Below are 22,784 nucleotides of genomic sequence, written 5' to 3'. Positions count from 1 at the left end.
CCAAGAATGCCTCAGGGCGCCGGGCGGACCTCGAGTGAGCCGAACGGCTCGTCCACTCGTGGGGTACGCCCGTCGTACCCTGTGATCGAGTTGTACAGCTCCACGATCCGACCCTCCTGACCCTGCCACGAGTAGGCCGCTGCCACCTCGGCCACCCGTTGCGACGGAGGCTCGGCGAGTGCTGAGGTGACCGCTTTGCCCAAGGACTCGGGGTCCTCGGATGTGAACACCCGCCCGACTCCCTGCTGGCTCACGAACTTGGCCATCAGCTTGGCGTCCGAGACCACGAGCGGCAGTCCGGCGTGCAGGTACTCGAAGAGCTTGTTCGGCATCGCCGCGTCATGGTTGGGTGATCCGCCGGGCAACGGGTGGATGGCCACGTCTGCACCGGACAGGTAGTGCAGCAACTCGTTCTGGCTGACCGGCCCCACGAAGTGGAGCCGCTCCGCCACGCCGTGCTGCTGCGCAAGCAGTTCCAGCTTGGGGATCATGGGGTGCGGCAGCGGCACGGACACCACCACGAGGTGCGCGTCCTCGGGCATGTGCTTGATGCCCTCTACCATCGCCTCGATGCCACGGGCCCAGCTCATGGTGCCGGAGTAGACCACCAGGGGAACGTCGTCACCCAGTCCGGCGGCCTCGCGGACGGTGGTGGGTCCTGTGAGCTCGCCCAGCGGCGGCATGTTCAGGAACACCGACGGCTTGTCCCCCAGGTGGTTGTTCTTCTGCAGCACCTCGGCGATGGGCTCGGAGACGGTCGAGACTGCGTCCGCCTCACCGATCATGGCGGCCTCGCAGGCCAGCAGTGCCTGGTGGGCGGCTTGGTTGCCCTGCTCCTTGGCAGGAATCCCGGCGAAGTTCTCGCGTGCGTCGTAGTAGAACTTCACGTCGACACCTTGGGCACGCAACTGCTTCAGCGCCTCGCGCGTGGCCAGCAGCACCTGTGGGTGGTGGGCATGGAGCACGTCAGGCTTCAGTTCCACCAGCAGGTCGGTCAGGGTGTGGGTCACGTCGGAGACCACGGGCAGGTTGCGTTCCACTGCAGCCGCGACGAACGGGTCCCGCAGGCTGGCACGGTGCGCCACGGCACGCTGGATCCGGAACGACGCCTCGGAGGCAACGCTGGCAGCCTTGAGCGCAGCCACCTTCGCCGTGGTCAGGGCCCATTTGGCACCGGCCTTCGCCGATGCGGCGTCCGCGCCCCTGACGCGCTCCCGGTACGCCGCGCGCCGACGGTGGAGCGCCCGTCTGGCCTCCAGGTTGTCCCGCCTCAGTCGAACCGTCTTCTGGGGGGCGTTCTGCAGCGGGACGCGGATCACGCGGATCCCGTCGCCGAGCACGAACTCCCCGGCGGTCCCGCCGAGGGGTTCCACCGAGATCACGACGGGCTCGTAGCCGGCGCGTTGCAGCGTGATGGCGAACTTCTTGACCCTGGAGTCGATATCCACCGGGGCGTGCCGGAACAGGACGACGCGTGGAGTATCAGTCACGCTGTGGCTCCCCCTGGCCGATGACGAGGATCCTGGTGTCGGGGAACGCGGCCGGGTCGAGGATGCGGCGGCCGTCGACGATCGTGCCTACGCCGGGGAGGTCGGCGGCGGTGAGGTCACGGTAGGAGGCGTGGTCGGTCTGAACGATGGCGACGTCGGCGTCCTGGCCCAGGTGGTAGGGGGTGAAGCCGAGCTTGGTCAGCTCCTCGTCGTCGAACATCTCGTCGTGGACCGCGACGTGGGCGCCCTGCTCCGTCAGGGCAGTCACCACGGGGAACACGCCGGAGAACGCGGTCTCCTTCACCCCGCCCCGGTAGGAGGCACCCAGCACGGCGACGCGCTTGCCCTCCAGGGAGCCGGCCGCGTCGGCGGCGAGCTGGACTGCGTAGGCGGGCATGGCGGCGTTGGCCTTGCGGGCGGTATCCACGACCGACGCGTCGGGGTCGGTCCACAGGTACAGGCGCGGGTAGACGGGGATGCAGTGCCCGCCCACGGCGATCCCGGGGCGGTGGATGTGGCTGTAGGGCTGGGAGTTCGAGGCCTCGATCACCTGGTAGACGTCGATGCCTGCGGTGTCGGCGTAGCGGGCGAACTGGTTGGCCAGCCCGATGTTCACGTCGCGGTAGGTGGTCTCTGCCAGTTTGGCCATCTCGGAGGCCTCCGCCGAGCCGAGGTCCCACACCCCGTTGCCGCGCTCCAGGTCCGGGCGCTCGTCGAACTGCAGCACCGCCTCGTAGAACTCGCGTGCCCGTTCGGCACCGGCCGGCGAGAGGGCTCCGATCAGCTTGGGGTACTTGCGCAGGTCTGCGAACACCCGGCCGGTCAGGACCCGCTCCGGGGAGAACACCAGGTGGAAGTCGGTGCCCTCGCTTAGGCCGGAGCCCTCCTCCAGCATCGGCTTCCAACGGTTGCGGGTGGTGCCCACCGGCAGCGTCGTCTCGTAGCTGACCAGCGTGCCCGGCTTGAGTCCGACCGCGATCGCGCGGGTGGCGTCGTCCATCCACCCGAAGTCCGGCAGGCTGTCGGCATCCACGAACAGCGGGACCACTACGACCACCGCCTCGGACTCGGCCACGGCCGCGGTGGTGTCGGTGGTGGCGCGCAGCCGTCCCGCGTCGACGGCTGCCTTGAGCTTGTCCGCCAGATGCGCCTCGCCGGGGAACGGTTCGGTCCCGGCGTTGACGAGCTCCACGGTCTGCGGGTTCACGTCTGCACCGATGACCTCGTGCCCGGAAGCAGCGAACTGCACCGCCAGCGGCAGACCGATCTTCCCCAACGCAACAACGGTGATCTTCACAAGCAACTCCTACCGGTACGAGGCTCGCGCTTTGGGCGCGACGCCGAACAAAGACTAGTGCCTACCTGCTCCCGGACGCAGCCAGCGCAGACCTGAACTGGCCCACGAGCCACTCGTGGGCGGCGGGCGCGTAGTGGAACGGGGACGCGCCCCACTTGTGCTCGTCGTCGGAGAGGACGAGCTCCTCGGGAATCCGGATGGACCGGATTCCCAGACCCCTCAGGACCTCGTAGTACGGCTCGTACCACCTGTCCACCTCCTCCGTCGGCCACCCGAGGAATGGCTTGACCGGCGTGCCGGTCAGGGACGTGGAGGCCCAGGGTGTCTCCACCAAGAGCGTCCGGGACACCATGCCGAGCTCACGGAGGCGGTCAACGAGGTTGTTCGCGGCCACGGTCCAGAGTCGGCGGTGCTCCGGGGTGTTGAACTTGATCCAGGGTGCCCCCAGGAACAAGTCCCCGATCGCGCCGCTCTTGTGGAGGCTGGGGGTCCGGGTGACGTAACTGCCGTCGGGCAGGGCCAGCACCCCGAGCCGCTCCACCAGGAGGTCGATGACGAACAGGTCGGTGCTGCCGGCCTGCTCCGTGATCTTCCCGAACAGCGTAGAGTTGAGGTCGTCCATCACTGCTCGCACCTCGAAGCCAGTTCCCCGGGGGTCGACCTCCAGGGTGGTGGGCCTCGAGTTGGCGCTGATCAGCGACTGTCGGGCGCTGTATCCCGTCAGGACGTGCTCAGACTTGATCTGCTCGTAGGTGTCTCGCGTGACGCACCCGCCCGAGACGAAGATTCCCGCCACGGCTCCTCCAACCTTGGGGTCCTAGCAGGTCAATTCGAGAGCTCGACGAACTGCCCGGTGCGGCTGGATTCGATCATGGCTTCGCAGACCTCGACGACACGAGCGCCCTGCTCCATCGTGACGATGTCTGCGTCCCGGCCCAGGACTGCGTCGCGGAACTGCTCGTGCTCGGTACGCAGCGGCTCTGGCTTGGCGATCGCGAAGCGGGTCACGTCGCCCTCGGACACGCCCCGGAACTGGGCGATGTCTGCCCAAGTGGTCTGTACGTTGCCGTTGGCGTAGAACGTCAGGTCCGCTGTCAACGTGTCGGCAACGAACATGCCCTTCTCACCGGTGACGATGGTGATCCGTTCCTTGGTGGGGGTCAGCCAGTTCACCAGGTGACTACTCATCAGCCCACCGGAGAGCTGGCAGGTGGCAGAGACCATGTCCTCGTACTCGCGACCGGCCTTGCTCATCGTGCGGGCAGCGACCAGCTCGAACTTGCGCTGCGTCACCCACGCCGTCAGGTCGATGTCGTGGGAGGCGAGGTCCTTGACCACACCAACGTCCGCGATCCGGGCCGGGAACGGGCCCTGCCGGCGGGTCTGGACCTGGTACAGGTCACCCAGGTCACCGTGCTCGAGGCGTTTGCGCAGTTCCTGCAGCGCCGGGTTGTAGCGCTCGATGTGACCGACCGCACCAACCAGCCCCTTCGCGGCGAAGAGCTCCGCAAGATGCTTCGCGGAGCTGGTCTCCTTCGCCAGGGGCTTCTCGATAAGAGCATGCACACCGGCCTCGGCGAGCTTGGTGCCGACCTCCTCGTGGGTCGCGGTAGGGGTGGCGACCACCACGTATTCCACGCCCTCGGCAATCAGCTCCTCCACCGAGGACTTCACCTCCAGGCTCCCGGCCACACCATGCGGGTCCCCACCGGGGTCGGCCACGGCCACCAAGTCGACACCATCGATGGCACGCAGGTTGCGGGCGTGGTGACGCCCCATCATTCCCAGACCGATCAGACCGGCACGAAGGTTCGCCATCTCACGCACCTGCCTTCGCCAGCGTGTTCACGGCCTCGACGATGCGTTCCAGATCAGTCCGGGACACCGACGGGTGCACCGGCAGCGACAGGCACTCCTTCGCGGCGCGCTCGGTCTCGGGCAGGTCGACCTCGGCCTGGAACGGCTTCAGGCGGTGGTTGGGCACCGGGTAGAACATGCCGGAGCCGACGTTGTACTGCTCCTTCAGGGCCGCGGCCAGACCGTCGCGGTCCTCCGGAACCCGCACGGTGTACTGGTGGTAGACGTGCACCGCACCCTCGGCCACCGGCGGCGACGCGACACCGACGAGGTTGGCGGACAGGAACGCGGCGTTGTCCTGGCGCTGCTTGGTCCAGGCGTCCACCTTCGTCAGCTGGACGCGGCCGATCGCGGCGTGGATGTCGGTCATGCGGTTGTTCAGGCCGACGACCTCGTTGTGGTACTGCTGCAGCATCCCCTGGTTGCGGTACAGCCGCAGGTTCCGTTCGATCACGTCATCGGCGGCCGAGACCATGCCGCCCTCACCCGAGGTCATGTTCTTGGTCGGGTACAGAGAGAACATCGCGAACTCACCGAAGGCGCCCACGGGGGTGCCGTCCAGCGAAGCTCCGTGCGCCTGGGCGGCGTCCTCGAACAACTTCAACCCGTGCTTGTCGGCGATGGCGCGCAGCTGGGCCATCTTGGCCGGGTGCCCGTAGAGGTGCACCGGCATGATCGCCTTGGTGCGCTCGGTGATGGAGGCCTCCACCGAGGCCGGGTCCAGGGTGAAGTCATCGGCGGCGATGTCGGCGAACACCGGCGTGGCGCCGGTCAGCGCCACCGAGTTGGCCGTCGCAGCGAACGTGAACGACGGCACGATGACCTCGTCACCGGCGCCGATCCCGTTGGCCAGCAGCCCCAGGTGCAGACCCGAGGTGCCGGAGTTCACGGCCACGCACGCACGGCCGAGGCCGAAGTGGGCGGAGAACTCCTCCTCGAACGCCTTGACCTCGGGGCCTTGGGCGAGCATGCCTGAGCGCATGACGCGATCAACGGCCTCCCGCTCCTCGTCACCGATGATCGGCTTGGCCGGGGGGATGAAATCAGTCACTGCTGGACCTCCGAAAGTGTGTCGTTTGCCTCGGTGTACTTGGCGCCGGTCTGGGGGCAGACCCATTCTCCCGGGTTCTCACCGGCCTCGAGTGGGACACCGGCGCGCCCCACCCAGCGGATGCGCCTGGCCGGAACACCAGCCACAAGCGCGAAATCTTGAACGTCCTTCGTGACGACGGCACCGGCAGCGACCATGGCCCACCGGCCAATGGTCACGGGGGCGATGCAGACCGCCCGCGCGCCGATGGAGGAACCCTCGCGGCAAGTGACGCCTACCGGCTCCCAGTCGTCGCCGCGCTTCAGGTTGCCTTCGGGGTCCACAGAGCGCGGGAAGTAGTCGTTGGTGAACACGACGGCGGGACCGACGAAGACGCCGTCCTCGAGCACCGCCGGCTCGTAGACGAGGGCGTAGTTCTGCAGCTTGCAGTTCTTGCCCATCCGGACTCCGGTGCCGACGTAGGCGCCGCGCCCGACGATGCAGTTCTCTCCGAGCACTGCGCCCTCGCGCACCTGGGCGAGGTGCCAGACGGAGGAGCCCTCGCCGATGACTGCCTCGGGTGAGACGTCGGCGCTGTCCTGGATTCGCACCATGTGTTGGTCCCTTCAAGTTGCTACGGGTGAGCATACAACGTACGGACGTCCCGGTCCCCACCACCCCCGCGGGACGCGATGGCTCCCCCCGAGTGGTGCCCCTCGCCACTGTGCCAAGCGACAATGCCGCCCCACAAGGGGCCAATGCACGAGATGCGGCCCCGTGGGGGTACCGTTTCCCGGGTATGCCTCTTCCTCCGGTATCACCAGGAGCTCCACATGTCCATCACAAGGCACTTCAGGATTCTGCTGGCGGTAGCGCTGCTCGCCGTCGCAGCAGTGGTCGCGCTTCCCCGCACTGATGCGGCGGCCGAGTTCGACGTCTACTCGACGCCCGGCTACCACACCATCAACGGCCGCCAGTGGCACACGTGGTGCGAGCCGTACTCGCAGACCGAGCGGTGCCACACCAACATCCTCGCCACCCAGGTCCGCTACGAGAACGGCGCCTACGTGCAGTCCGAGGGATGGGTGTTCAACAACCTGACCTACTTGTCCGGCCTGACGCGTGCCCAATGGGTCGGCAACCCGCTCGGGGCCAACGGCTCCTGGACGGCCGCCGACGGTCGCCAGTGGTACACGGAGTGCGACACCGCGGCCACCGGCCGCGGCGGCTGCCGCAGCTACATCTACGGGCAGGCCATCGGCGTCGTCTCACAGGACCCCACCACCTACGGTTGGGTCAGCGACTGGATCTTCAACAGCATGGTCCGGTTCAAGCCGGCTCCGGCCCCCACCCCGACGACGCCGCCCCCCGGTCCGTGCAACGACGCCTGGATCCCCAGCGGTTTCGCCATCACGAAGGTGGACGGCAAGCTCGTCCCGCACGCGGTCAAGACCCCGTACGAGCCGAACACCCTGTACAACCCCACGTCGATCTCGAACTTCACGCGCCACATACTGCGCAACTCCAGCCTCCGGGAGAGCAACCGCACACAGTGGGAGTGCCTGCTGAAGATCGGGACCGACACCCTGCTGGACGGCTCCACCACGCAGGCCCATGAGGGCGAGACGGTACGCTGGTTCCCCTACATGTTCCCCTTCGACCCCAGCGAGGGGGCGGAAGTCATCCAGCCCCTGGAACCGGGCTGGATCTCAGGGCTGGCCCAGGGCGCGGCCCTCGGGCTCATGGCCGAACTCCACACCGTCACGGGCGACGAGCAGTGGCAGGTCCGCGGGGAGGAGATCCTCGCCAGCTTCCGCGTGCCCTTCTCCGAGGGTGGCTTCACCCACCGGGACCACGGTTTCCTCTGGTTCGAGGAGTACCCCTCGAACCCACCCACCACCGTGCTCAACGGCCACCTGGAGGCCATCATCGGCCTGGACATCTGGGCGCGGCACACCGGTGACGAGTTCACCCGCGAACTGTTCAACGAGGCCCTGACCGGCCTTGAGGACGTGCTCCCGGAGATGGAGGTACCGGTCCAGGGCGGCATCCTCACCAGCTACGACCTGGTGCGGATGGACCATCCCGCACCGCTGCGATTCACCAGGGAGCCGGGCAGCAGCGCCAACATCACCGGCTACCGGCTGAACGGCGAGAAGGTTGACATCCCATTTGTGGACCGGACCAGCTGGACCGGCCGCATGCTCGAGCCTTTCATGGCCGTGTACGAGTCGGGACAGCACGTCAACAAGTGGGCCTCGATCGCACCCCAGTCGAAGTCCACGGTCTCCTCCTCCGGGTTGACGGTCAAGATCCGCAGTGACAAGGAGAACTGGCAGGGGATCCAGCAGTTGGTCCCCGCCTCGAGGGTGACTCCCGGGACGGACCTCACGCTACAGATGGACTCCCGCCTCACCCTGACCGACGGCGTCGCCGGGCTCTCCGGCCGGATTGCCGTCTACGAGCACTGCCAAGGCAAGGCCACTCGTCTGGTCCACGAGACCCAGAAGAACCGGGGTCAGACGTGGGCCACCTACACCACGAGCTTCACCGCCGACGTCGATCCCGGCTGCGGCCTGCTCGTCCAGCTGCTCACCGGCAGCTACGGCCTCGAAGGCACGACGGTGGAGTACCGCAACATCTCTCTGGGTGAGGCGCAGGAGCTCGGGTCACACCACGACCCCAGCTACGGCCTCTACGTCCACGACACCCCCGACAACGCCATCACAGTCTCTGGCAGCGGCAGCATCCGCGTCCAGGCCTACATGGACGGGATGTGGCACAACATCCAGTCGGTGAGCCTCGGCAGCACCTCCACAGCGGTGGAGGTCCCGCCCATCTACACCGACAGGAACATCCACTACGGGTACCACGAGACGCACGTGGCCGAACTGAGCAGCCTCTACACCCGCGCGATCGCCGCCGGGTTCACCGCGGATCAGGCGAAGTTCCTCAGGGACTACGCGGTTCGTTGGGAGGCAATGGCGCCGTCGCAACACGGCAAGATCCCGCGCGACCAGTCCGCCGACAACGCTCGCATGCGAACCGCACAGACCTCGGAACTGGACAGCTACGAACTGCCGCTGTTCGACCCGTTCCAGAAGTTCTACGAGGAGTAACCCCTGACCGCTCCCCCGTGGCGGTTCCCGACGGTCGGGCTGATAGCCTGACGCGGTGTCGAACGGGGAGCGGTTGCACTGGGCGGACACGGCCAAGGCTGTGGCCGTCGTCCTCGTGGTGGTCTACCACGTGGCGCTCACCGCGCTGAAGAACTTCGCCCCCGGCGCCCCGTACAGCGAGCAGTTCTGGGGCGTGCTGAGCACGTGGCTCCTGCCGGTGCGGATGCCGCTGTTCTTCCTGGTCTCGGGGGTGCTCGCGGTGCGGGCGCTGCGTCGTCCCTGGCCGCGGGTGCTGCGGCCGCGGTTGCTGGACAACTTGTGGACCTTCGGCCTGTGGACCACCGCGATAGCAGTGTTCTACGCACTGGCCTACGCTCCGCAGGTCTTCGGCGAGTTCATGATGCGCGCGCTGAGCTGGACCCTCACCTTCGGCGGGTTCTACTGGTACCTGCCCCTGCTGATGGCCTTCTTCGTCACCGCCAAGCTGCTGCGTCGCGCGCCTTGGCTGGTGGTGGGGATCGGCGTGGTGCTCTACGTCATCGCGTCCGATCTGCCGCGCTCCCTCGACGCCGGCGCGCTGTCCGACGACGCCCTGCTCACCCTGATCCGGTACTGCCAGTTCCTGGTGTTCTTCGCGCTCGGGGCCTTCGTCCGTCCCCTGGTGGTGCTGGCAGCCCGGACCCACCTCGCCGTGGTGGCCGTCCTCGTGGTCGCCTACGTCCCGATCGCACGCTTCACCTACTCACCCGACGGCGTGGACCTGACCCCGCTGCTGACCGTCATGGGCTGCACAGCAGTCCTCGGCCTGAGCCAGTTCGTCTCCCGGTGGGACCGGGTCCGCCGGCTTGGGCGCCACCTCGCCGAACGTACGCTGCCCATCTACCTGGTGCACCCCTTCGCGCTGACACTGGTCACCCTGGCGCTCCCGGCGCTCCCCGCCCTGCGCACCCGTCACACACTGTTCCTCGTGCCGCTGCTCGTGATCGCGCTGGTGGCCCTTTCCATCTGGCTCTACGACCGCACCCGCCATCGGCTGCCGTGGCTGTACCGGACGCCGGGTGCTCCCCGTGAGAGCACAGCCGCCGAGGTTGAGGACCTGATTCGGGAGGACTGGCGGACGACGTCGACGGGGTCGTCCCGGCCGCCCGGGCCTCCTGTCCGATGACGGAGATCCACACCGTTGCGGGCGAACGCCGCTCCTACCGGAGCGCGAGGATGCGCTTCGCAGCCTCGTCGTAGGTGTTGCGGCGGGTCCGGGCCACTTCACCCGCCTCCCGGGCGGCCTCGCGCAGGTCCGCGCGCCACGGCGCATCCGTGGTGAACCTGCGCAGCGTCGCGGTAGTCTCGGCGGCCGAATCGACGACGACCCCGGCACCGGTGCGGTGCAACAACTCCACGACCCGGGGCAGCGGGGTGGCCACCGTCGGCATCCCGCAGGCAAGGTACTCGTAAACCTTTGACGGCATCGCCTCGGCGAAGGCCGGCGTGTTCTCCAACAGGCACAACCCCACGTCCGCGCCCGCTGCGATCTCCCACGATGTCTGCGGGTCCCGGCGCCCATGTGCGGTGACGAGTGCGCAGTCCGGCTCGGCCAATCTCCGTTCGAACCACTCCCGGTCCGACTCCGAAACCGGCCCGACCAGGTCCAGCTGCCACGGCTCGGGGTCCCCCGCCGTGGCCGCGACGGCCTCCAGCATGGTGCGCAACCCGCGCGAGGTGCGGTTGTCCCCGATGTAGACGGCCCGCCACGGCGAGCCGTCCACCGCCTGCACCAGCGACGGCAGAAGTGAGAAGTCCGGCTCGTTGCGCATCACCTGTCGGTTGCGCGCCTGGCGCGGCGGGACGTGCTCGTCGGCCACCAGCACCAGGTCGGCGCACCCGATCAGCGCGTTCATCGCACCCACTGCCACCTGCAGGACCTTCAGCAGGGGCCGTGGCACCCAGGCCCGGTCCTCGAGGAGGGCTGCGTAGTCCTCGTGCACGTCGGCCACCCAGCGGCGACGACGCAGTCGAGCGGCCAGCAGCGCCGCCGGAGAGGTGTCGGGATCAATGGTGACCAGGACGTCGCCCTCGGCCCGGAACGGCCACGTGAGCGCCCGCAGCAGTCGTCCGACCTTCCCGGTGTGCGGGGCGGTGGTGACCCGGCAGCCGGGGGGTCCCTGGGTGCCATCCCCCAAGCCGTGCACCTCGACGACGGCACCGGCGCGGCGCAGCGCGGCGGCGCTCCGGTGCAGGCGCGCGTCCGCCACGTCGTGGCCGGTGGTGACGATCGAGACCTTGGCGCTCAGAAGTCCTCCATGACGATCGCCTCGTCACCAACTTTGAGGAAGTCGAGGTAGCGCTCGCAGGTCTCCTTCGGGTCCCCCCGGTGGATCAGCCTGCCCTTGTGGAGCCAGATGACCTCATCCGAGAGCTCCTGGATGGTGGCCAGCGCGTGCGAGACGAGCAGCATGGTGCCGGCCGTGCCCATCAGCTCGGACATTTTCTGGTTGGCTTTCTCCTTGAACTTGGCGTCACCGGCACTCAGCGCCTCGTCGATGATCAGGATGTCAGGGTGCATGTTGACGGCCACGGAGAACGCGAGGCGGGAGAACATGCCCGACGAGTAGGTCCGCATCGGCATGTCGATGAAGTCGCCGAGGTCCGCGAAGTCCGCGATCTCCTGGAACTTGTCGTGCACCTCCCCACGGCTCAGGCCGGCGGCCATACCGCCGAGGATAACGTTCTCCCTGCCGGTGAGGGCGGAGTTGAAGCCGACGCCGAGCGCCAGCAGGGTGCTGACCTTGCCGTTGACCTCGATCTGGCCGCCGGTGGGCGGGAGGATGCCGGCCACCGCACGCATCAGGGTGGACTTGCCTGCACCGTTGGCCCCGATGAAGCCGGTGCACCTGCCCTGCGGCACCTCGAAGGAGACGCCCTTGAGCGCGTTCACCTCGCGGTAGCGCACCTCCTGCTTGCGGGTGCGACGCACGAGTGCGTTCTTCAGGGAGGTCTTGCGCTCCAGGCTCACCTTGTAGGTGATGTGGAGGTCGTCGACGATGACCGCCGAGTCCTCGCCGCGGGTCAGGTCTCCGGAGACCGTCGCGTCGGCGACGGGTTCGGGGGCTCCCGGGTCACGTTCCAGGGGTTGTTCAGAGGCGGACAGCGAACTCACGCTCCCTTGAGATGAAGAACAGGACACCACCGATGGCCAGGCCCAAGCCCCAGACCACGGCGATCGCGAAGTAGTGCCAAGGGCTGAGGATGCCGTGCAGTGCGTCGGCCCAGATTCCGAGGACCGCGAACATCGGGTTTACCTGGATCAGCTCCCCGACGCGGGCACCGATCGGGCCGGCAAGGAACTCCTCCGCCGTGTAGAGCACTGGGGACAGGTACAGCCAGATGCGGATGAAGTAGGGCAGGAACTGCGCGGTGTCACGGAAGTACACTTGGGAGGTGGCCATTATCGCCCCCAGGCCGATGGACACGAGCGTCGCCAGGAGGATCGCGACGGGGAGCAGCAGCATGTGCCAGGTCCACGGCAGCTGCCAGATGATGTGTATCACGAGGTAGACGCCCAGCGTCGGGATGAAGCGTCGGAAGTTCAGGTAGACGTTGGAGAAGATGAGCAGCATCTTCGGGAAGTTCATGTTCAGGATCAGGCTGCCCGCGTTGGTCACAGAGGTGGCGCAGGACTGGATGGTTCCCGAGGCGTAGAAGAACAGGAAGAGCCCCGCCGCGATCTTGGGGAAGACATCGTCGCCGCCGGTGCCGCCGCGCAGCACCGAGACCAGCAGGAAGTACACCCCCGCCAGGAGCAGCGGGTTCACCACCAGCCAGAGCTGGCCCAGCGCGGTGTTGGTGTTGGAAGCGCGCAGGTTGGTGCGGGCGAGCTCCATGGCGAAGTCCCGGCGCTGCCAGAGTTCGGCGAAGTAGCTGGGGAGGTTCGGCAGTCCCGCCTTGTGCGGCTTGTAGACCCGGCGTTCCTGCTTGGGGACGGGATCAGTTTCACCCACGAGCTCCCCGCCCCGGCCATGCGATGAGGTTGTCACTCTTGTCCTTCTCTCTCCTCACGGCCCAGCTTCGCATAAAGTCCGACGAGCCGTTGTGCGTCGACATCCCAGGAGAGCTCCTGCCGAGCCGCTCGCACGGATGCGACCAACTGAGGGTACTCCCTGCACAGCCGTTCGACGGCATCCTGCAACGAGGCGGGGTCCGACGGGGTGTAGAGCGTGCCGAGGTTGTGTTCCCGCACGGTTCGGGCCAGCTCACCGACGTCGGTGGCCACCACCGGGACTCCCAGGCTCACGGCGTGGAAGAGCTTGTTGGGCAGCGCAAGCCGGTGGTTCTCCCAGCGGTTCGAATGGGTCACCAGCGCGGCGCCTGCCTCCCGTATCAGATTCGAGGCGCCTTCCAGCGACAGGGCCGGCAGGACCTCCACGGTTCCCGGTTCGAAGGCGGTGAGCCAGGTCTCGTCTGCGGGTCCGCATGCCGTAACAGGCAGTCCGAGGGCGGGACTGGCAGCAGCGATCGTCTCGAGTTCCCGGTAGGCGCTCACCCGGCCGGCGTAGACGAGGCCCGTCGGCGCCGCCAGCGGCTCCGGCAACTCGTCACGGAGCGGGAAGGTGTTGCGTACGACGGATACGTTGTCCCAGCGGTACCGGCGCTCCAACGCCTCCGCAACCCCCCGACCAACGGTGATGACCGCCGTCGCCCGCCCTCCGAGTTCGGCCTCTGCGCGCCGGTCCCGCAGGTCCGCCAGGGGTGTGGGGCGGTGCTGGCGGGGCATCCCCGACCAGAGCTCGTGGGAGTCGTAGACCAGCGGGACCCCTCGCTCGCGCGCCAGCTCGTCACCGGCGGCCAGCGCGGTGAAGTCGTGCGCGTGAACCACGTCGAACTGGCGGTTCCGGGCGTCGGCGAGTGCACCGTCGGCCCACCGTCCGAACGACGAGCGCCGGTGCTGCGGCAGCAGGAACCAGCGTGCGAACCGCACGGGCGCCTGGAGCCTGCGTCCCTGCAGCGTGGGCCGACCCTCGGCGCGGAACACCGAGGAGGTACCGACGCTGGAGACGGTGACGCCCACTGCGGGTTCGAAGTCGTCGGGGACGGAACGGCCGATTATGTGGACACGGTGGCCGGCGCCGACCAGGGTCGCGGCCTCCCGCAGCACACGGCTGTCCGTGGCCACCGAGGTGGCCACGAGCATCAGGACGTCCAGCGCCATCGAAGCGTCCGTTCCCCTCAGAGTTCCATGAACTCGGCGAGGACCCGCGCCGACTCGGAGCCGTGGTGCCAGCGCCGGGCGTAGGCGCGCGAGGCCGAGCCGATCCCGGCACCCCGCTCGGGATGCTCCATGAGGTCCTCGAGCACGTCGGCGAGGGTGACGCAGGTGGCGCGCAGGATCGGCGGTTCCTCGGGATAGCGCCCCAGGACGCGGTCGGCAATGTGGCTGATGACCACCTTGCCTGCACTCATCGCCTCGACGGCGGTCACGCCGTAGTCACCGATCCGCAACTGGTCGACCACGACGTCGGCGCGCAGGACGAGATCTCGCACCTGCTCGCGGGTGAGCCCGTCGCGGCGGACGTAGCGGATCCGGCCTTCGGCCTGCAGCCGCTGGCACACCTCGTCGATCACCTCGGAGCCCTTCAGGCCGGCCTTGCTGGGGATGTGGAGCACCACGGGCGGGTCGTCAGTGGCCAGGGGGACCATCGGCGAGTCCCACTCGACGGCATCCACCGCGAGTGGCAGCCAGATGGCGTCCGGGACGTGGTCCATCAGGTCCATGGTGGTGACGTGGACGGGACCGTCGAAGGCCTTCACGTGTGGCACGAGCGTCTCCACCTGCGACTGCAGCGCCGCCGTGAGCTCCGCGAGCTGTTCGTCCTGCGGGTTCGCGAACGGGGAGTCGGGCTCGAGCTCGGCGTGCCGGCGGGGATTGCGGATGTCCGAGCCGTGGAAGATGAGGCCCTGTCGGATCCCGTGCCGGGAGAACCACTCAGCCTCCTGCCAGAAGTAGGACCCGAACGCCAGGCCCACCATCGGCCGGCCGGACTCACTGAGGACGTGGGTGACGCGGTCCTCGTACTTGCTCTTGAGGGCCCTCTGGTAGGCCGGGGTCACGGCCTGCTGGTGGGTGAAGGTCTCGTCCACCGGGAAAGTCAGGCCGCCGCTGCGCTGCATCCACACCGACTCGGCGATGACCCTGGGGTGTTCCCGCATCAGCGCCTGCCCCCACACCCGGGGCAGTCCGGCGCTGTTCGAGGTTCCGATGCGCAACCACGGGCGGGGTTCGAAAAGCTCCGAGTCCGCCAACGGCACCCGCAGCCCAAGCATGTCCTTGCGCAGCGCGGTCAGGTTGCTCGCGAGCGACGAGGGCTTCAGCCCACGGCGGACCCGCTCGGAAGTCACGCCGAGGCAGACCTCCTGCACGGTCGGCACGAAGTGCTCGAAGGAGTGCTCCGTAATCACGTTGTCGGTGATGTTGGCGCGGTACTTGTCCAGGTCCGCGAGGAGGGTCCTGGTGGCGGTGACGATGGAAGCCGGGTTCGAGTGCTCGAAGACCTCACCGATCCCGAGGCGCGTCACCTGGGCCTCCAGCCACTCCATGTTGGAGGTGAGGACGGGCAGTCCCGCCTGGACCGACTCGAAGTACTTGTTGGGCGCCGCCCACACATGGTTTCCCACGGGCAGGAACGGGAAGATGGCCGCGGTGGCGGAGGAGAGGTAGTCAGCCACTTCGTGGGCGGGGGCGAACGGGACGAAGTGCACCCTGTCCCTCACCCCGAGCCGGTCCGCCAGGTTCTCGAGTTCGAGGGTGTAGGAGCTCGGGCGGCGTGCCCCGATGGCGAGGTGCACCTCCGCCATCTCGGGCAGCGCCTCGATGACGTGGTGGACGCCACGGTGCTCGGAGAGGCCACCGGCGTAGGCCAGGAGTGGCGCGTCGCCGACGTCGAGGAATTCGCGGATGGTGAGGGGCTTGCCGGAGGGGGGCAGCTCCCGGATGGGGGCGTTCGGCACCAGCTGGGGCCTGACGGCCAGGTGGTACTTGTCCTGCAGGAAGTCGGCGATGGGGTCGCACACCGTGACCACGGCGTCGCACCGGCCGATGTATTCCGACTCGAGCAGCGGAAACCCCTTCAGCACGTGGGGGTTTTCGCTGGCGAGTCCATATACGTACTCGCGCGCATCGTAGACGACAGCCACCTTGTGGCCCTGGGTGCGGTAATGGTCCGCCACCCGGTTGGCCACTGGCAGGAGGTGGACGTCACACATGATCAGGTCCGGCTTGAGCTGCACCAGCGTCGGCTGCATCGCCGCCTCCATCGCAGCGATGTGGGGCAGCATCCCCTCCCAGGTGGTGGGTTCGGGCGCTGCTCCTGCCGGCGTCGGCAGCACTTTCTTCCTCAGGGACCGGAACGCACCCTTGACGCCGTCGGTGACCGAGTCCACCTTCGCCACCACCTTGAGCACGTTGCCCGGGGGACGGCGCTTGGCCGCGACGTGGAAACCCTTGCGGACAACCCGATACACCAGGCTGAGGTTCTTCACCTTCGGCGGGTGGAAGGTGAGGAGGTAGGGCATCCCGCTGATCTCACCTGTCGGCGGGATCCCGGTGCCGTAGCCGACCATCGTGACGCGGTACCCGGCAGCGACGAGTGCCAGCCCGTTGCGGTGCGCCCGGGCATCGATCTCGACGTTGTTGGGCAGGGCGATCACTGCATGCGGCTGCTGCATGTCTCTCCTCGATCCACGATGTGTTGCTGGCACGATCAGTTGCACATCGTACCGGCAGTGGCCGCAACCCTCGCCGCCGACGGCCGGGAGGGCGGCGCAGGCGGACGGGACCCATGGTCCGCAGGCGGTGCGAGTCCACTACAGTGTCACCCGTGTCCAAAGTTCTGACTTCACTCCCCGTCGGCGAGCGCGTCGGCATCGCCTTCTCCGGCGGCCTCGACACCTCGGTGGCCGTGGCCTGGATGCGCGAGGCCGGCGCCGTCCCGTGCACCTACACCGCAGACATCGGCCAGTACGACGAGCCCGACATCGACTCCGTGCCGGAGCGCGCGCTGGTCTACGGCGCCGAGCTGTCCCGCCTGGTGGACTGCCGCGTCGCGCTCGTGGAGGAGGGGCTGTCCGCGCTCGCCTGCGGCGCGTTCCACATCCGCTCCGCCGGCCGCGCGTACTTCAACACCACCCCGATCGGGCGCGCCGTCACCGGAACGATGCTGGTGCGCGCCATGGCGGAGGATGACGTCGCCATCTGGGGCGACGGCTCCACCTACAAGGGCAACGACATCGAGCGGTTCTACCGCTACGGCCTGATGGCCAACCCGGACCTGCGCATCTACAAGCCCTGGCTGGACAACGACTTCGTGACCCAGCTCGGCGGACGCGACGAGATGAGCCAGTGGCTCGCCGAGCGCGACCTGCCCTACCGGGACTCCAAGGAGAAGGCCTACTCCACCGACGCCAACATCTGGGGCGCCACCCACGAGGCGAAGACGCTGGAGGGCCTGGACGTCTCCCTCGAGACCGTGGAGCCGATCATGGGCGTGAAGTACTGGGACCCCTCGGTCACGATCGAGACCGAGGACATCACGGTGTCCTTCGAGCAGGGCCGTCCCGTCGCCATCAACGGCCGACGCTTCGAGTCCGCCGTCGAACTGGTGCTGGAGGCCAACGCCATCGGCGGTCGCCACGGCTTGGGCATGAGCGACCAGATCGAGAACCGCATCATCGAGGCCAAGTCCCGCGGCATCTACGAGGCGCCGGGCATGGCACTGCTGTGGATCGCCTACGAGCGGCTGCTGTCGGCAATCCACAACGAGGACACCCTCGCCAACTACCGCTCCGAGGGACTGCGGCTCGGCCGGCTGCTGTACGAGGGCCGCTGGCTCGACCCGCAGTCGCTGATGCTGCGCGAGTCGCTGCAGCGCTGGGTGGCCTCCGCCGTGACCGGCGACGTGACACTGCGGCTGCGTCGCGGTGACGACTACACCATCCTCGACACCCGTGGCCCCAACCTGAGCTACCAGGCGGAGAAGCTGTCCATGGAGCGCGTCGAGGACCAGGCGTTCAGCCCCACCGACCGCATCGGCCAGCTGACCATGCGCAACCTGGACATCGCCGACTCCCGCGAGAAGTTGGAGCTCTACGCGCAGCAGGGCACCCTGCTGGCCGGCCACGCCGCACTGATCGGCAAGATCGAGCCCGGGCGCGCGCAGGCCATCGTCGAACTCGGCTCCGCCGACGTGGACGACGACGTCGAGGCCGCCACGCTGCGCTCCGCGATGGATTCGGGAACGGACTGACCCCTGCCTGCGCGATTGCGCCCGGGCTTGTGGCTAAGCTGTCCTCCAACGACTCGCAGCGGAGGGGCTAGCAGTGGATCAGCAACGGGCAGAGGACAACGAACGGTTGCGGCGGCTCGCGGCAGCCGAGCTGGCGTCGATGCGCGAGGAGCTGGGCCGGGCGCAGGCCGAGCGCGTCGAACTGCATCTGGACCTCAACTCACTGGCGCAGCGCCTCTCCGAGCAGGAGGAGCGCAACATCGCCCTGGGCGTTGAAATCGCCGGGAGGGACGCCGACCTTGCCGAGACCAAGGCGGAAGCCTCCGCAGCGCGCCGCGAACTGGGCGCAGCCCGTGCCGAGCTCGAGCAACTGAAGGCCGTCCGGCGCTGGACGCGTGTGGTCCCCAAGCCGCTGAGGCGGGCCGCGCGCAAGGCCCTGGGCAGGGAAAGCAAGTAGTGACCTCTGGGAATCTGGCGGCGGAACTGCGGGCCGAGTCCCCGGACTTCATCGTGCTCGCCCCCGGCTACCCGCGGGGCACCAGCACGGGTGGGGAGTTCATCCGGACCCGGGTGCAGGCCTACGTCGCCGCGGGGCTGAGCGGTCACGTCTACGAGTACCGCGCCCCCTCCGACGCCGCCCCGTTCACTCTTCACGACGGCAGCACGCCGATCACCGTCACCTCAGCCGACGGCATCGAGGCCCTCGCACCCACCTTGAGGGAACTGGGTGTGCCGGTGCTGGCGCACTCCCCGACGCCGCGCATGGCCGAACTGCTCCGCACCGAGCTGTGCGGCTCCCGAGTGGCCGTCTGGTACCACGGCTACGAGGTGCGAGACTACCGGCGCCTGATGTGCAACTTCTCCCCCACCAAGATCGCCGGCAGCCGCCCGGGCCTGGACCAGATGAACAGGGACCGCTTCGCTGCGGCCCGCCCGATCTTCGAGGACCCCGCGATCACGAAGGTGTTCGTCTCCCAGTTCCAGCGCGGCTACTCGGAGTTCGACGTCGGCGCCACTGCTGAGAATGTCCACGTCATCCCGAACCACATCGACACCGACCTCTACCGGGCCCGCGAGCGGGCGCCCGAGGAGGCCCGCAGGATCCTGCTGCTGCGCAGCTTCGCCACCCGCAACTACGCCAACGACATCGCCCTGCGCGCACTCGAGATCCTCGCCCCCCGGCGCGGGTTCGACCAGTTGGAGATCACGGTCCGCGGCTTCGGGCTGCACTTCCAGCGCGAGGTGACCGGCGTGCGGGCGCTGCGCAATGTCCGCGTCCAGGAGGGCTACTCCAGCCCCGTCGAGATGGCGATGCTGCACTACGACCACGGCGTGTTCCTGTGCCCCACCCGGTTCGACACGCAGGGCGTGATGCTGGGCGAGGCCATGGCCTCCGGCATGGTGGGCATCACCAACCCCGTCGCCGCCATCCCGGAGTTCACTGACGAAACCTGCAGCCTCTTGCCCCGCGGCGACGACCCGCTGGCGTTCGCCGAGGCCATCTGGCACATCTTCACCCACCCCGAACTGATGCCCGTGATGTCCCGCAATGCCGCCGCCCGCGTCGAGGAGCAGTGCGGACGGGCTGCCACAGTGGATCGCGAGATCACCATCATCAGGAGTCTTGCCGCATGAGCCTGCACACGCCCGTCGTGTTCACCGACGACCCCGAGATCCAGGCCATGGCCCGCTCGCGGCACTGGCGCTACGTGGAGCGCCACCCGGATAACCCACAGGTCCTGCGGCTGCCCGGCGTGGACACCCTCTGCTCCATGCCGCAGGCCGCCATGTCCATCACGGACGACTCCCTGGGGGAGGCGTCGCTGCCAGTGTGGACCTACGTCCTGAACTGGCTCGCCCGGTTCGTACACAAGCCGATGCCGGTGGTAGAGGCCAACAGCTACGCTACCGAACTGGCACTGTGGGCCTCGAGGACCCGGGACTGGCCGATGGGCGCCCTCGTCGCCGGACGCATCCCAGCCAACACCCAGCAGGCAGTCGCCCTGTTCACCGCAGCCGACGGCTTCTTCATCCCGGACGAGAACCTGTCAGCCAAGTTCACGGCTGCCTGGCCAGCGCTCGTGCGGTTGCTCCCGGACCAGCCACTGGTTCCGAACGAACCGATCCCGCCCGTCCCCGCCACCCGTCGCACCCCGGGCACCACCCGTGTGCTGCTCGTCGGATACTACGGCGGACCGTCCCCCACGGTTGGTTCGCAGCGCATCAACTACTGGTTCGAACAACTCGAGACACTCTCGAACGGCCGCGTCACCGCGGACGTGGCACTGGCCACCCCGTGGCCGGAAGCGCCTGCGCGGGTGCACCAAGTCCGTGACCTGGGACCCGCCAACCTCGTGGGCAGCACAGGTGGTCTGGCCTACTTCGCACGCGGGGTAATGGACGAGGCCGCCTCCCAGAGCTACCCGGCAAGCCGGCAGGTGGCCGGCACCTGGCACTGGCGCCTCATCGACTACTTCCGGAATCGCGAGGACGAGTACGACGTCGTGATCATCACGGGCAACCCGTTCCCGCCGTTCGAGTTCGCGCACTTCGCCACGCGGCACTGGTACGCGCGCACGATTCTCGACTACCGCGACCCGTTCGCGATGTCCCCGCGGGTGGCCTTCACACCTGAGTCCCGAGCCGGCGCCACCTACATCGAGGCGGGCTGGAACATGTCCGCCGACGTGGTCACCGTCGTGAACGATGCCTGCGTCGCGCTGGCGGTCCCGGGCGAGCAGGACCCCAACGTCGTGGTGATCCCGAACGGGTTCGACGAGCGCGTGACCGCTCCTGCAAGACCCCAACAGCGCGCAGCCGGGCCCGTCCGCTTCGGGCACGCCGGGCAACTGTTCCCGATCACACCACCGGACCCGTTGTTAGAGGCCATCAGCCACACCGCCGCCGAGTTCCACCACATGGGCACACCGCTGAGGACCGAGATCCCGGCGAACGTCACCAACTACGGACGCCTCCCTCGTAGCGAGGTGCTGGAGACCCTCGGCGGCATGGACTGCGGAGTCGCCTACATGGCGGAGAGCGGGATCGAGACCCCGACCAAGGTCTTCGACTACCTGGCTGCGGGGTTGGACCTCCTGCTGCTGCACCGCGGAAACATCGAGGGGACGGCACTGGCCGCGATGCTGGACGGCGTGGCGGGGGCACACTTCGTGAAGGACACCGTCGAGGACATCAGCGCCTGGTTGGCGACGTACGAGCCGATGACCCACACGGACCCGGCCCGTGCGGAGCGCTTCAGCCGACGCGCATCGACCATGAAACTCATCGATCTCATCCTCGAGCTGGGCGACCACGAGTTCGACGCCCCGGACCTCCTCGGGGGCTGACGGCCTCCGCCGAGGGCGGTTCGTCTCAGAGCCCGGGCACCCGCTCGACCAGCAACCGGCCGGCCAGCAGCGGGAAGATCTCGTCAATGACGCTCTGGCTGACCCCCGGCATCCTGCCGAGCTTGTTCTGGATCATCACCGCCTGCTCGTGCTCGTCCACGCCCAGCTGGTGGAGGGCACCGTCCTGGATGGTCGACCTGACCCAGAGGTGGCTGAACCGGCGGGAGTCGAGGACCACGGGCGTGTAGCGGTCCGAGGCGTTGTGCGGAACCGTCGGTGGCGTGATGAAGTCCCCGCCGAACCACTGGACCACCGCGAGGTGACCTTTCGAGTGGAGCGGGAGGATGGCCTCCTTGGCGAAGTAGAACTTGCCGTCCCGGTAGATGGCGGTGACGCCCTTGGCCAGCGTCACCACCCACCCGACGTGCTCGGGGATGATGTGGGGAACCATCTGGTCGAAGAAGTCGCACGCCAGGACGTCGTCGTCGTCCAGGCGGTACTGGCCGTAGGGCTGCCCCTCCACCCCGAGCTCGCGCGAGAAATCTCTCCCGAACTGCGCGAGGTCGAGAGACTGTGTCCCCACGGGGACCTCGTCCAGCACGACGAAGTCGAACCGCTCGGCGGCCGCCAGCAGCTGGGAGCGGTACACCTCGGGCAGGTTGTCGGAGAAGGAGACCACATGCCGGACGTCATGACCCTCGGCTGCGAGTGCCAGCATCGGTAGGGTGCAGGTCAGGAAGATGTCACAGCGAGGGGCCATCCGCGCGTCATCGTAGAGGAAGGCCAGGTACTCGTCCGGACTGATCACCGCTCCGTTGGAGGCCAACCACAGATCCGAGTTCGGTTGGTACAGGCTGAACCGAGTGGCCCCCACGAACATCATGCGGCCAGCATAGCCATGGCCAACTTCCCGGAGGCGAATTCGTCTGGGGTCGTGCAAACCGCACCTGACCCGTCCTCGAACTAGGGTTTCGAGCCATGGACTTCAGTGTTGTGATCGACGACCTCGCTGCCCACGGCCGGGACGTCGGGCAAGCGGGCACGACAGCCGCCGTCACGCTCGGGACAGTGCGGCTCGACGCAGCTGCGGCTGCCATGCCCGGCTCGCTCAGCGCACCGGCGTCGGAGGCGCTGCAGGCCCGGTTCTCGGCGGCCGGCAGGGAACTGTCCGAGGCACTGTCCCGGTACGCCGCCGCAGCGGACCAGGCGGCCGCGGACTATCGCAAACAAGAGGAACGCTCCGCCGAGGCCATCTCCAACTTCTTCGGGCAGGCCTGATGGCCGGCTGGGGAGACGGTCTGCGATGGGATGCGCGTGCGCTGGCCGCCGCCGCGACTGCCCAGAGCACGCAGGCGAGAGCGCTGGCGAACTC

Annotated in this window: 19 protein-coding genes; 7 read left to right on the top strand and 12 right to left on the bottom strand. The window is 68.1% G+C overall.

The annotated features are described in order from the left end of the window. Positions 1–11 precede the first annotated feature (11 nt). The 6 genes from FOJ82_RS11055 to FOJ82_RS11030 form a co-directional block, all read right to left on the bottom strand. On the bottom strand, positions 12–1,490 hold the full coding sequence (locus FOJ82_RS11055) for a glycosyltransferase (protein WP_143938541.1): 1,479 nt from the start codon (positions 1,488–1,490) through the stop codon (positions 12–14). Beyond that, the gene (locus FOJ82_RS11050; RefSeq protein WP_143938540.1) at positions 1,483–2,787 is read right to left on the bottom strand and encodes a nucleotide sugar dehydrogenase; all 1,305 of its coding nucleotides are present in this window, start codon (positions 2,785–2,787) and stop codon (positions 1,483–1,485) included. The genes FOJ82_RS11055 and FOJ82_RS11050 overlap by 8 nt, the downstream gene beginning before the upstream one ends. 61 nt (positions 2,788–2,848) lie before the next feature. Beyond that, positions 2,849–3,583: a DUF6270 domain-containing protein gene (locus FOJ82_RS11045; RefSeq protein WP_143938539.1), complete on the bottom strand. Its 735-nt coding sequence runs from the start codon at positions 3,581–3,583 to the stop codon at positions 2,849–2,851. Positions 3,584–3,612: 29 nt separating this feature from the next. Beyond that, the gene (locus FOJ82_RS11040; RefSeq protein ID WP_143938538.1) at positions 3,613–4,605 is read right to left on the bottom strand and encodes a Gfo/Idh/MocA family protein; all 993 of its coding nucleotides are present in this window, start codon (positions 4,603–4,605) and stop codon (positions 3,613–3,615) included. A gap of 1 nt (position 4,606) precedes the next feature. Beyond that, on the bottom strand, positions 4,607–5,695 hold the full coding sequence (locus FOJ82_RS11035) for a DegT/DnrJ/EryC1/StrS family aminotransferase (RefSeq protein ID WP_143938537.1): 1,089 nt from the start codon (positions 5,693–5,695) through the stop codon (positions 4,607–4,609). Further along, positions 5,692–6,288 carry an acyltransferase gene (locus FOJ82_RS11030; RefSeq protein ID WP_143938536.1) on the bottom strand — a complete coding sequence of 199 codons (597 nt, stop codon included), beginning with the start codon at positions 6,286–6,288 and terminating at the stop codon, positions 5,692–5,694. Before FOJ82_RS11030 ends, FOJ82_RS11035 begins: the two co-directional genes overlap by 4 nt. Positions 6,289–6,507: 219 nt before the next feature. On the opposite strand from FOJ82_RS11030, the gene FOJ82_RS11025 reads away from it, so the two are divergent. Both FOJ82_RS11025 and FOJ82_RS11020 read left to right on the top strand, forming a co-directional pair. Then, positions 6,508–8,793, top strand: coding sequence for a D-glucuronyl C5-epimerase family protein (locus FOJ82_RS11025; RefSeq protein ID WP_185975744.1), 2,286 nt, complete (start codon positions 6,508–6,510; stop codon positions 8,791–8,793). 55 nt (positions 8,794–8,848) lie between these two features. After that, a complete protein-coding gene (locus FOJ82_RS11020) occupies positions 8,849–9,958 on the top strand; it encodes an acyltransferase family protein (RefSeq protein ID WP_143938534.1) in 1,110 nt (369 codons plus the stop codon). Between the two features lie 34 nt (positions 9,959–9,992). On the opposite strand, the gene FOJ82_RS11015 is transcribed toward FOJ82_RS11020, so the two are convergent. The 5 genes from FOJ82_RS11015 to FOJ82_RS10995 are packed head-to-tail and all read right to left on the bottom strand — an operon-like array spanning position 9,993 to position 16,509. Further along, the gene (locus FOJ82_RS11015; RefSeq protein ID WP_221933131.1) at positions 9,993–11,042 is read right to left on the bottom strand and encodes a glycosyltransferase; all 1,050 of its coding nucleotides are present in this window, start codon (positions 11,040–11,042) and stop codon (positions 9,993–9,995) included. 35 nt (positions 11,043–11,077) lie between these two features. Next, positions 11,078–11,947 (bottom strand): ABC transporter ATP-binding protein, encoded by an 870-nt coding sequence (locus tag FOJ82_RS11010; protein ID WP_246099848.1) that lies wholly within the window; start codon positions 11,945–11,947, stop codon positions 11,078–11,080. Beyond that, positions 11,925–12,824 (bottom strand): ABC transporter permease, encoded by a 900-nt coding sequence (locus tag FOJ82_RS11005; protein WP_246099847.1) that lies wholly within the window; start codon positions 12,822–12,824, stop codon positions 11,925–11,927. The genes FOJ82_RS11010 and FOJ82_RS11005 overlap by 23 nt, the downstream gene beginning before the upstream one ends. Continuing rightward, complete coding sequence (locus tag FOJ82_RS11000) at positions 12,821–13,996, bottom strand: glycosyltransferase (protein WP_221933130.1); 1,176 nt, start codon at positions 13,994–13,996, stop codon at positions 12,821–12,823. The genes FOJ82_RS11005 and FOJ82_RS11000 overlap by 4 nt, the downstream gene beginning before the upstream one ends. A gap of 17 nt (positions 13,997–14,013) precedes the next feature. Then, complete coding sequence (locus FOJ82_RS10995) at positions 14,014–16,509, bottom strand: glycosyltransferase family 4 protein (RefSeq protein WP_143938532.1); 2,496 nt, start codon at positions 16,507–16,509, stop codon at positions 14,014–14,016. Between the two features lie 143 nt (positions 16,510–16,652). Here FOJ82_RS10995 and argG point away from each other — a divergent pair, with 143 nt between their 5' ends. The 4 genes from argG to FOJ82_RS10975 all read left to right on the top strand — a co-directional run bounded on the left by argG (position 16,653) and on the right by FOJ82_RS10975 (position 21,412). Beyond that, the gene (argG, locus tag FOJ82_RS10990; RefSeq protein WP_185975743.1) at positions 16,653–18,086 is read left to right on the top strand and encodes an argininosuccinate synthase; all 1,434 of its coding nucleotides are present in this window, start codon (positions 16,653–16,655) and stop codon (positions 18,084–18,086) included. A gap of 73 nt (positions 18,087–18,159) precedes the next feature. Continuing rightward, positions 18,160–18,522: a hypothetical protein gene (locus tag FOJ82_RS10985; RefSeq protein WP_143938530.1), complete on the top strand. Its 363-nt coding sequence runs from the start codon at positions 18,160–18,162 to the stop codon at positions 18,520–18,522. Then, entirely contained in the window at positions 18,522–19,700 is a 1,179-nt protein-coding gene (locus tag FOJ82_RS10980; RefSeq protein WP_143938529.1) for a glycosyltransferase family 4 protein, read from the top strand. Before FOJ82_RS10985 ends, FOJ82_RS10980 begins: the two co-directional genes overlap by 1 nt. Further along, entirely contained in the window at positions 19,697–21,412 is a 1,716-nt protein-coding gene (locus FOJ82_RS10975) for a glycosyltransferase family protein (protein ID WP_143938528.1), read from the top strand. The genes FOJ82_RS10980 and FOJ82_RS10975 overlap by 4 nt, the downstream gene beginning before the upstream one ends. A 25-nt stretch (positions 21,413–21,437) precedes the next feature. On the opposite strand, the gene FOJ82_RS10970 is transcribed toward FOJ82_RS10975, so the two are convergent. Then, entirely contained in the window at positions 21,438–22,295 is an 858-nt protein-coding gene (locus FOJ82_RS10970) for a glycosyltransferase (protein ID WP_143938527.1), read from the bottom strand. Positions 22,296–22,390: 95 nt separating this feature from the next. On the opposite strand from FOJ82_RS10970, the gene FOJ82_RS10965 reads away from it, so the two are divergent. Then, positions 22,391–22,690, top strand: a complete 300-nt coding sequence (locus FOJ82_RS10965; protein ID WP_143938526.1) for a hypothetical protein — start codon at positions 22,391–22,393, stop codon at positions 22,688–22,690. The last annotated feature ends 94 nt before the right edge of the window (positions 22,691–22,784 follow it).

Source organism: Tessaracoccus rhinocerotis (genome assembly GCF_007197885.1).
Classification (GTDB): domain Bacteria; phylum Actinomycetota; class Actinomycetes; order Propionibacteriales; family Propionibacteriaceae; genus Arachnia; species Arachnia rhinocerotis.
This window is presented reverse-complemented; position numbering and strand designations above follow the sequence as displayed.

Excerpts from the sequence above, each read along its gene's own strand:
- FOJ82_RS11040 (WP_143938538.1), bottom strand. The coding sequence starts at position 4,605 with ATGGCGAACCTTCGTGCCGGTCTGATCGGTCTGGGAATGATGGGGCGT.
- FOJ82_RS11030 (WP_143938536.1), bottom strand. The coding sequence starts at position 6,288 with ATGGTGCGAATCCAGGACAGCGCCGACGTCTCACCCGAGGCAGTCATC.
- FOJ82_RS11025 (WP_185975744.1), top strand. The coding sequence starts at position 6,508 with ATGTCCATCACAAGGCACTTCAGGATTCTGCTGGCGGTAGCGCTGCTC.
- FOJ82_RS11000 (WP_221933130.1), bottom strand. The coding sequence starts at position 13,996 with ATGGCGCTGGACGTCCTGATGCTCGTGGCCACCTCGGTGGCCACGGAC.
- FOJ82_RS10995 (WP_143938532.1), bottom strand. The coding sequence starts at position 16,509 with ATGCAGCAGCCGCATGCAGTGATCGCCCTGCCCAACAACGTCGAGATC.
- FOJ82_RS10975 (WP_143938528.1), top strand. The coding sequence starts at position 19,697 with ATGAGCCTGCACACGCCCGTCGTGTTCACCGACGACCCCGAGATCCAG.
- FOJ82_RS10970 (WP_143938527.1), bottom strand. The coding sequence starts at position 22,295 with ATGATGTTCGTGGGGGCCACTCGGTTCAGCCTGTACCAACCGAACTCG.
- FOJ82_RS10965 (WP_143938526.1), top strand. The coding sequence starts at position 22,391 with ATGGACTTCAGTGTTGTGATCGACGACCTCGCTGCCCACGGCCGGGAC.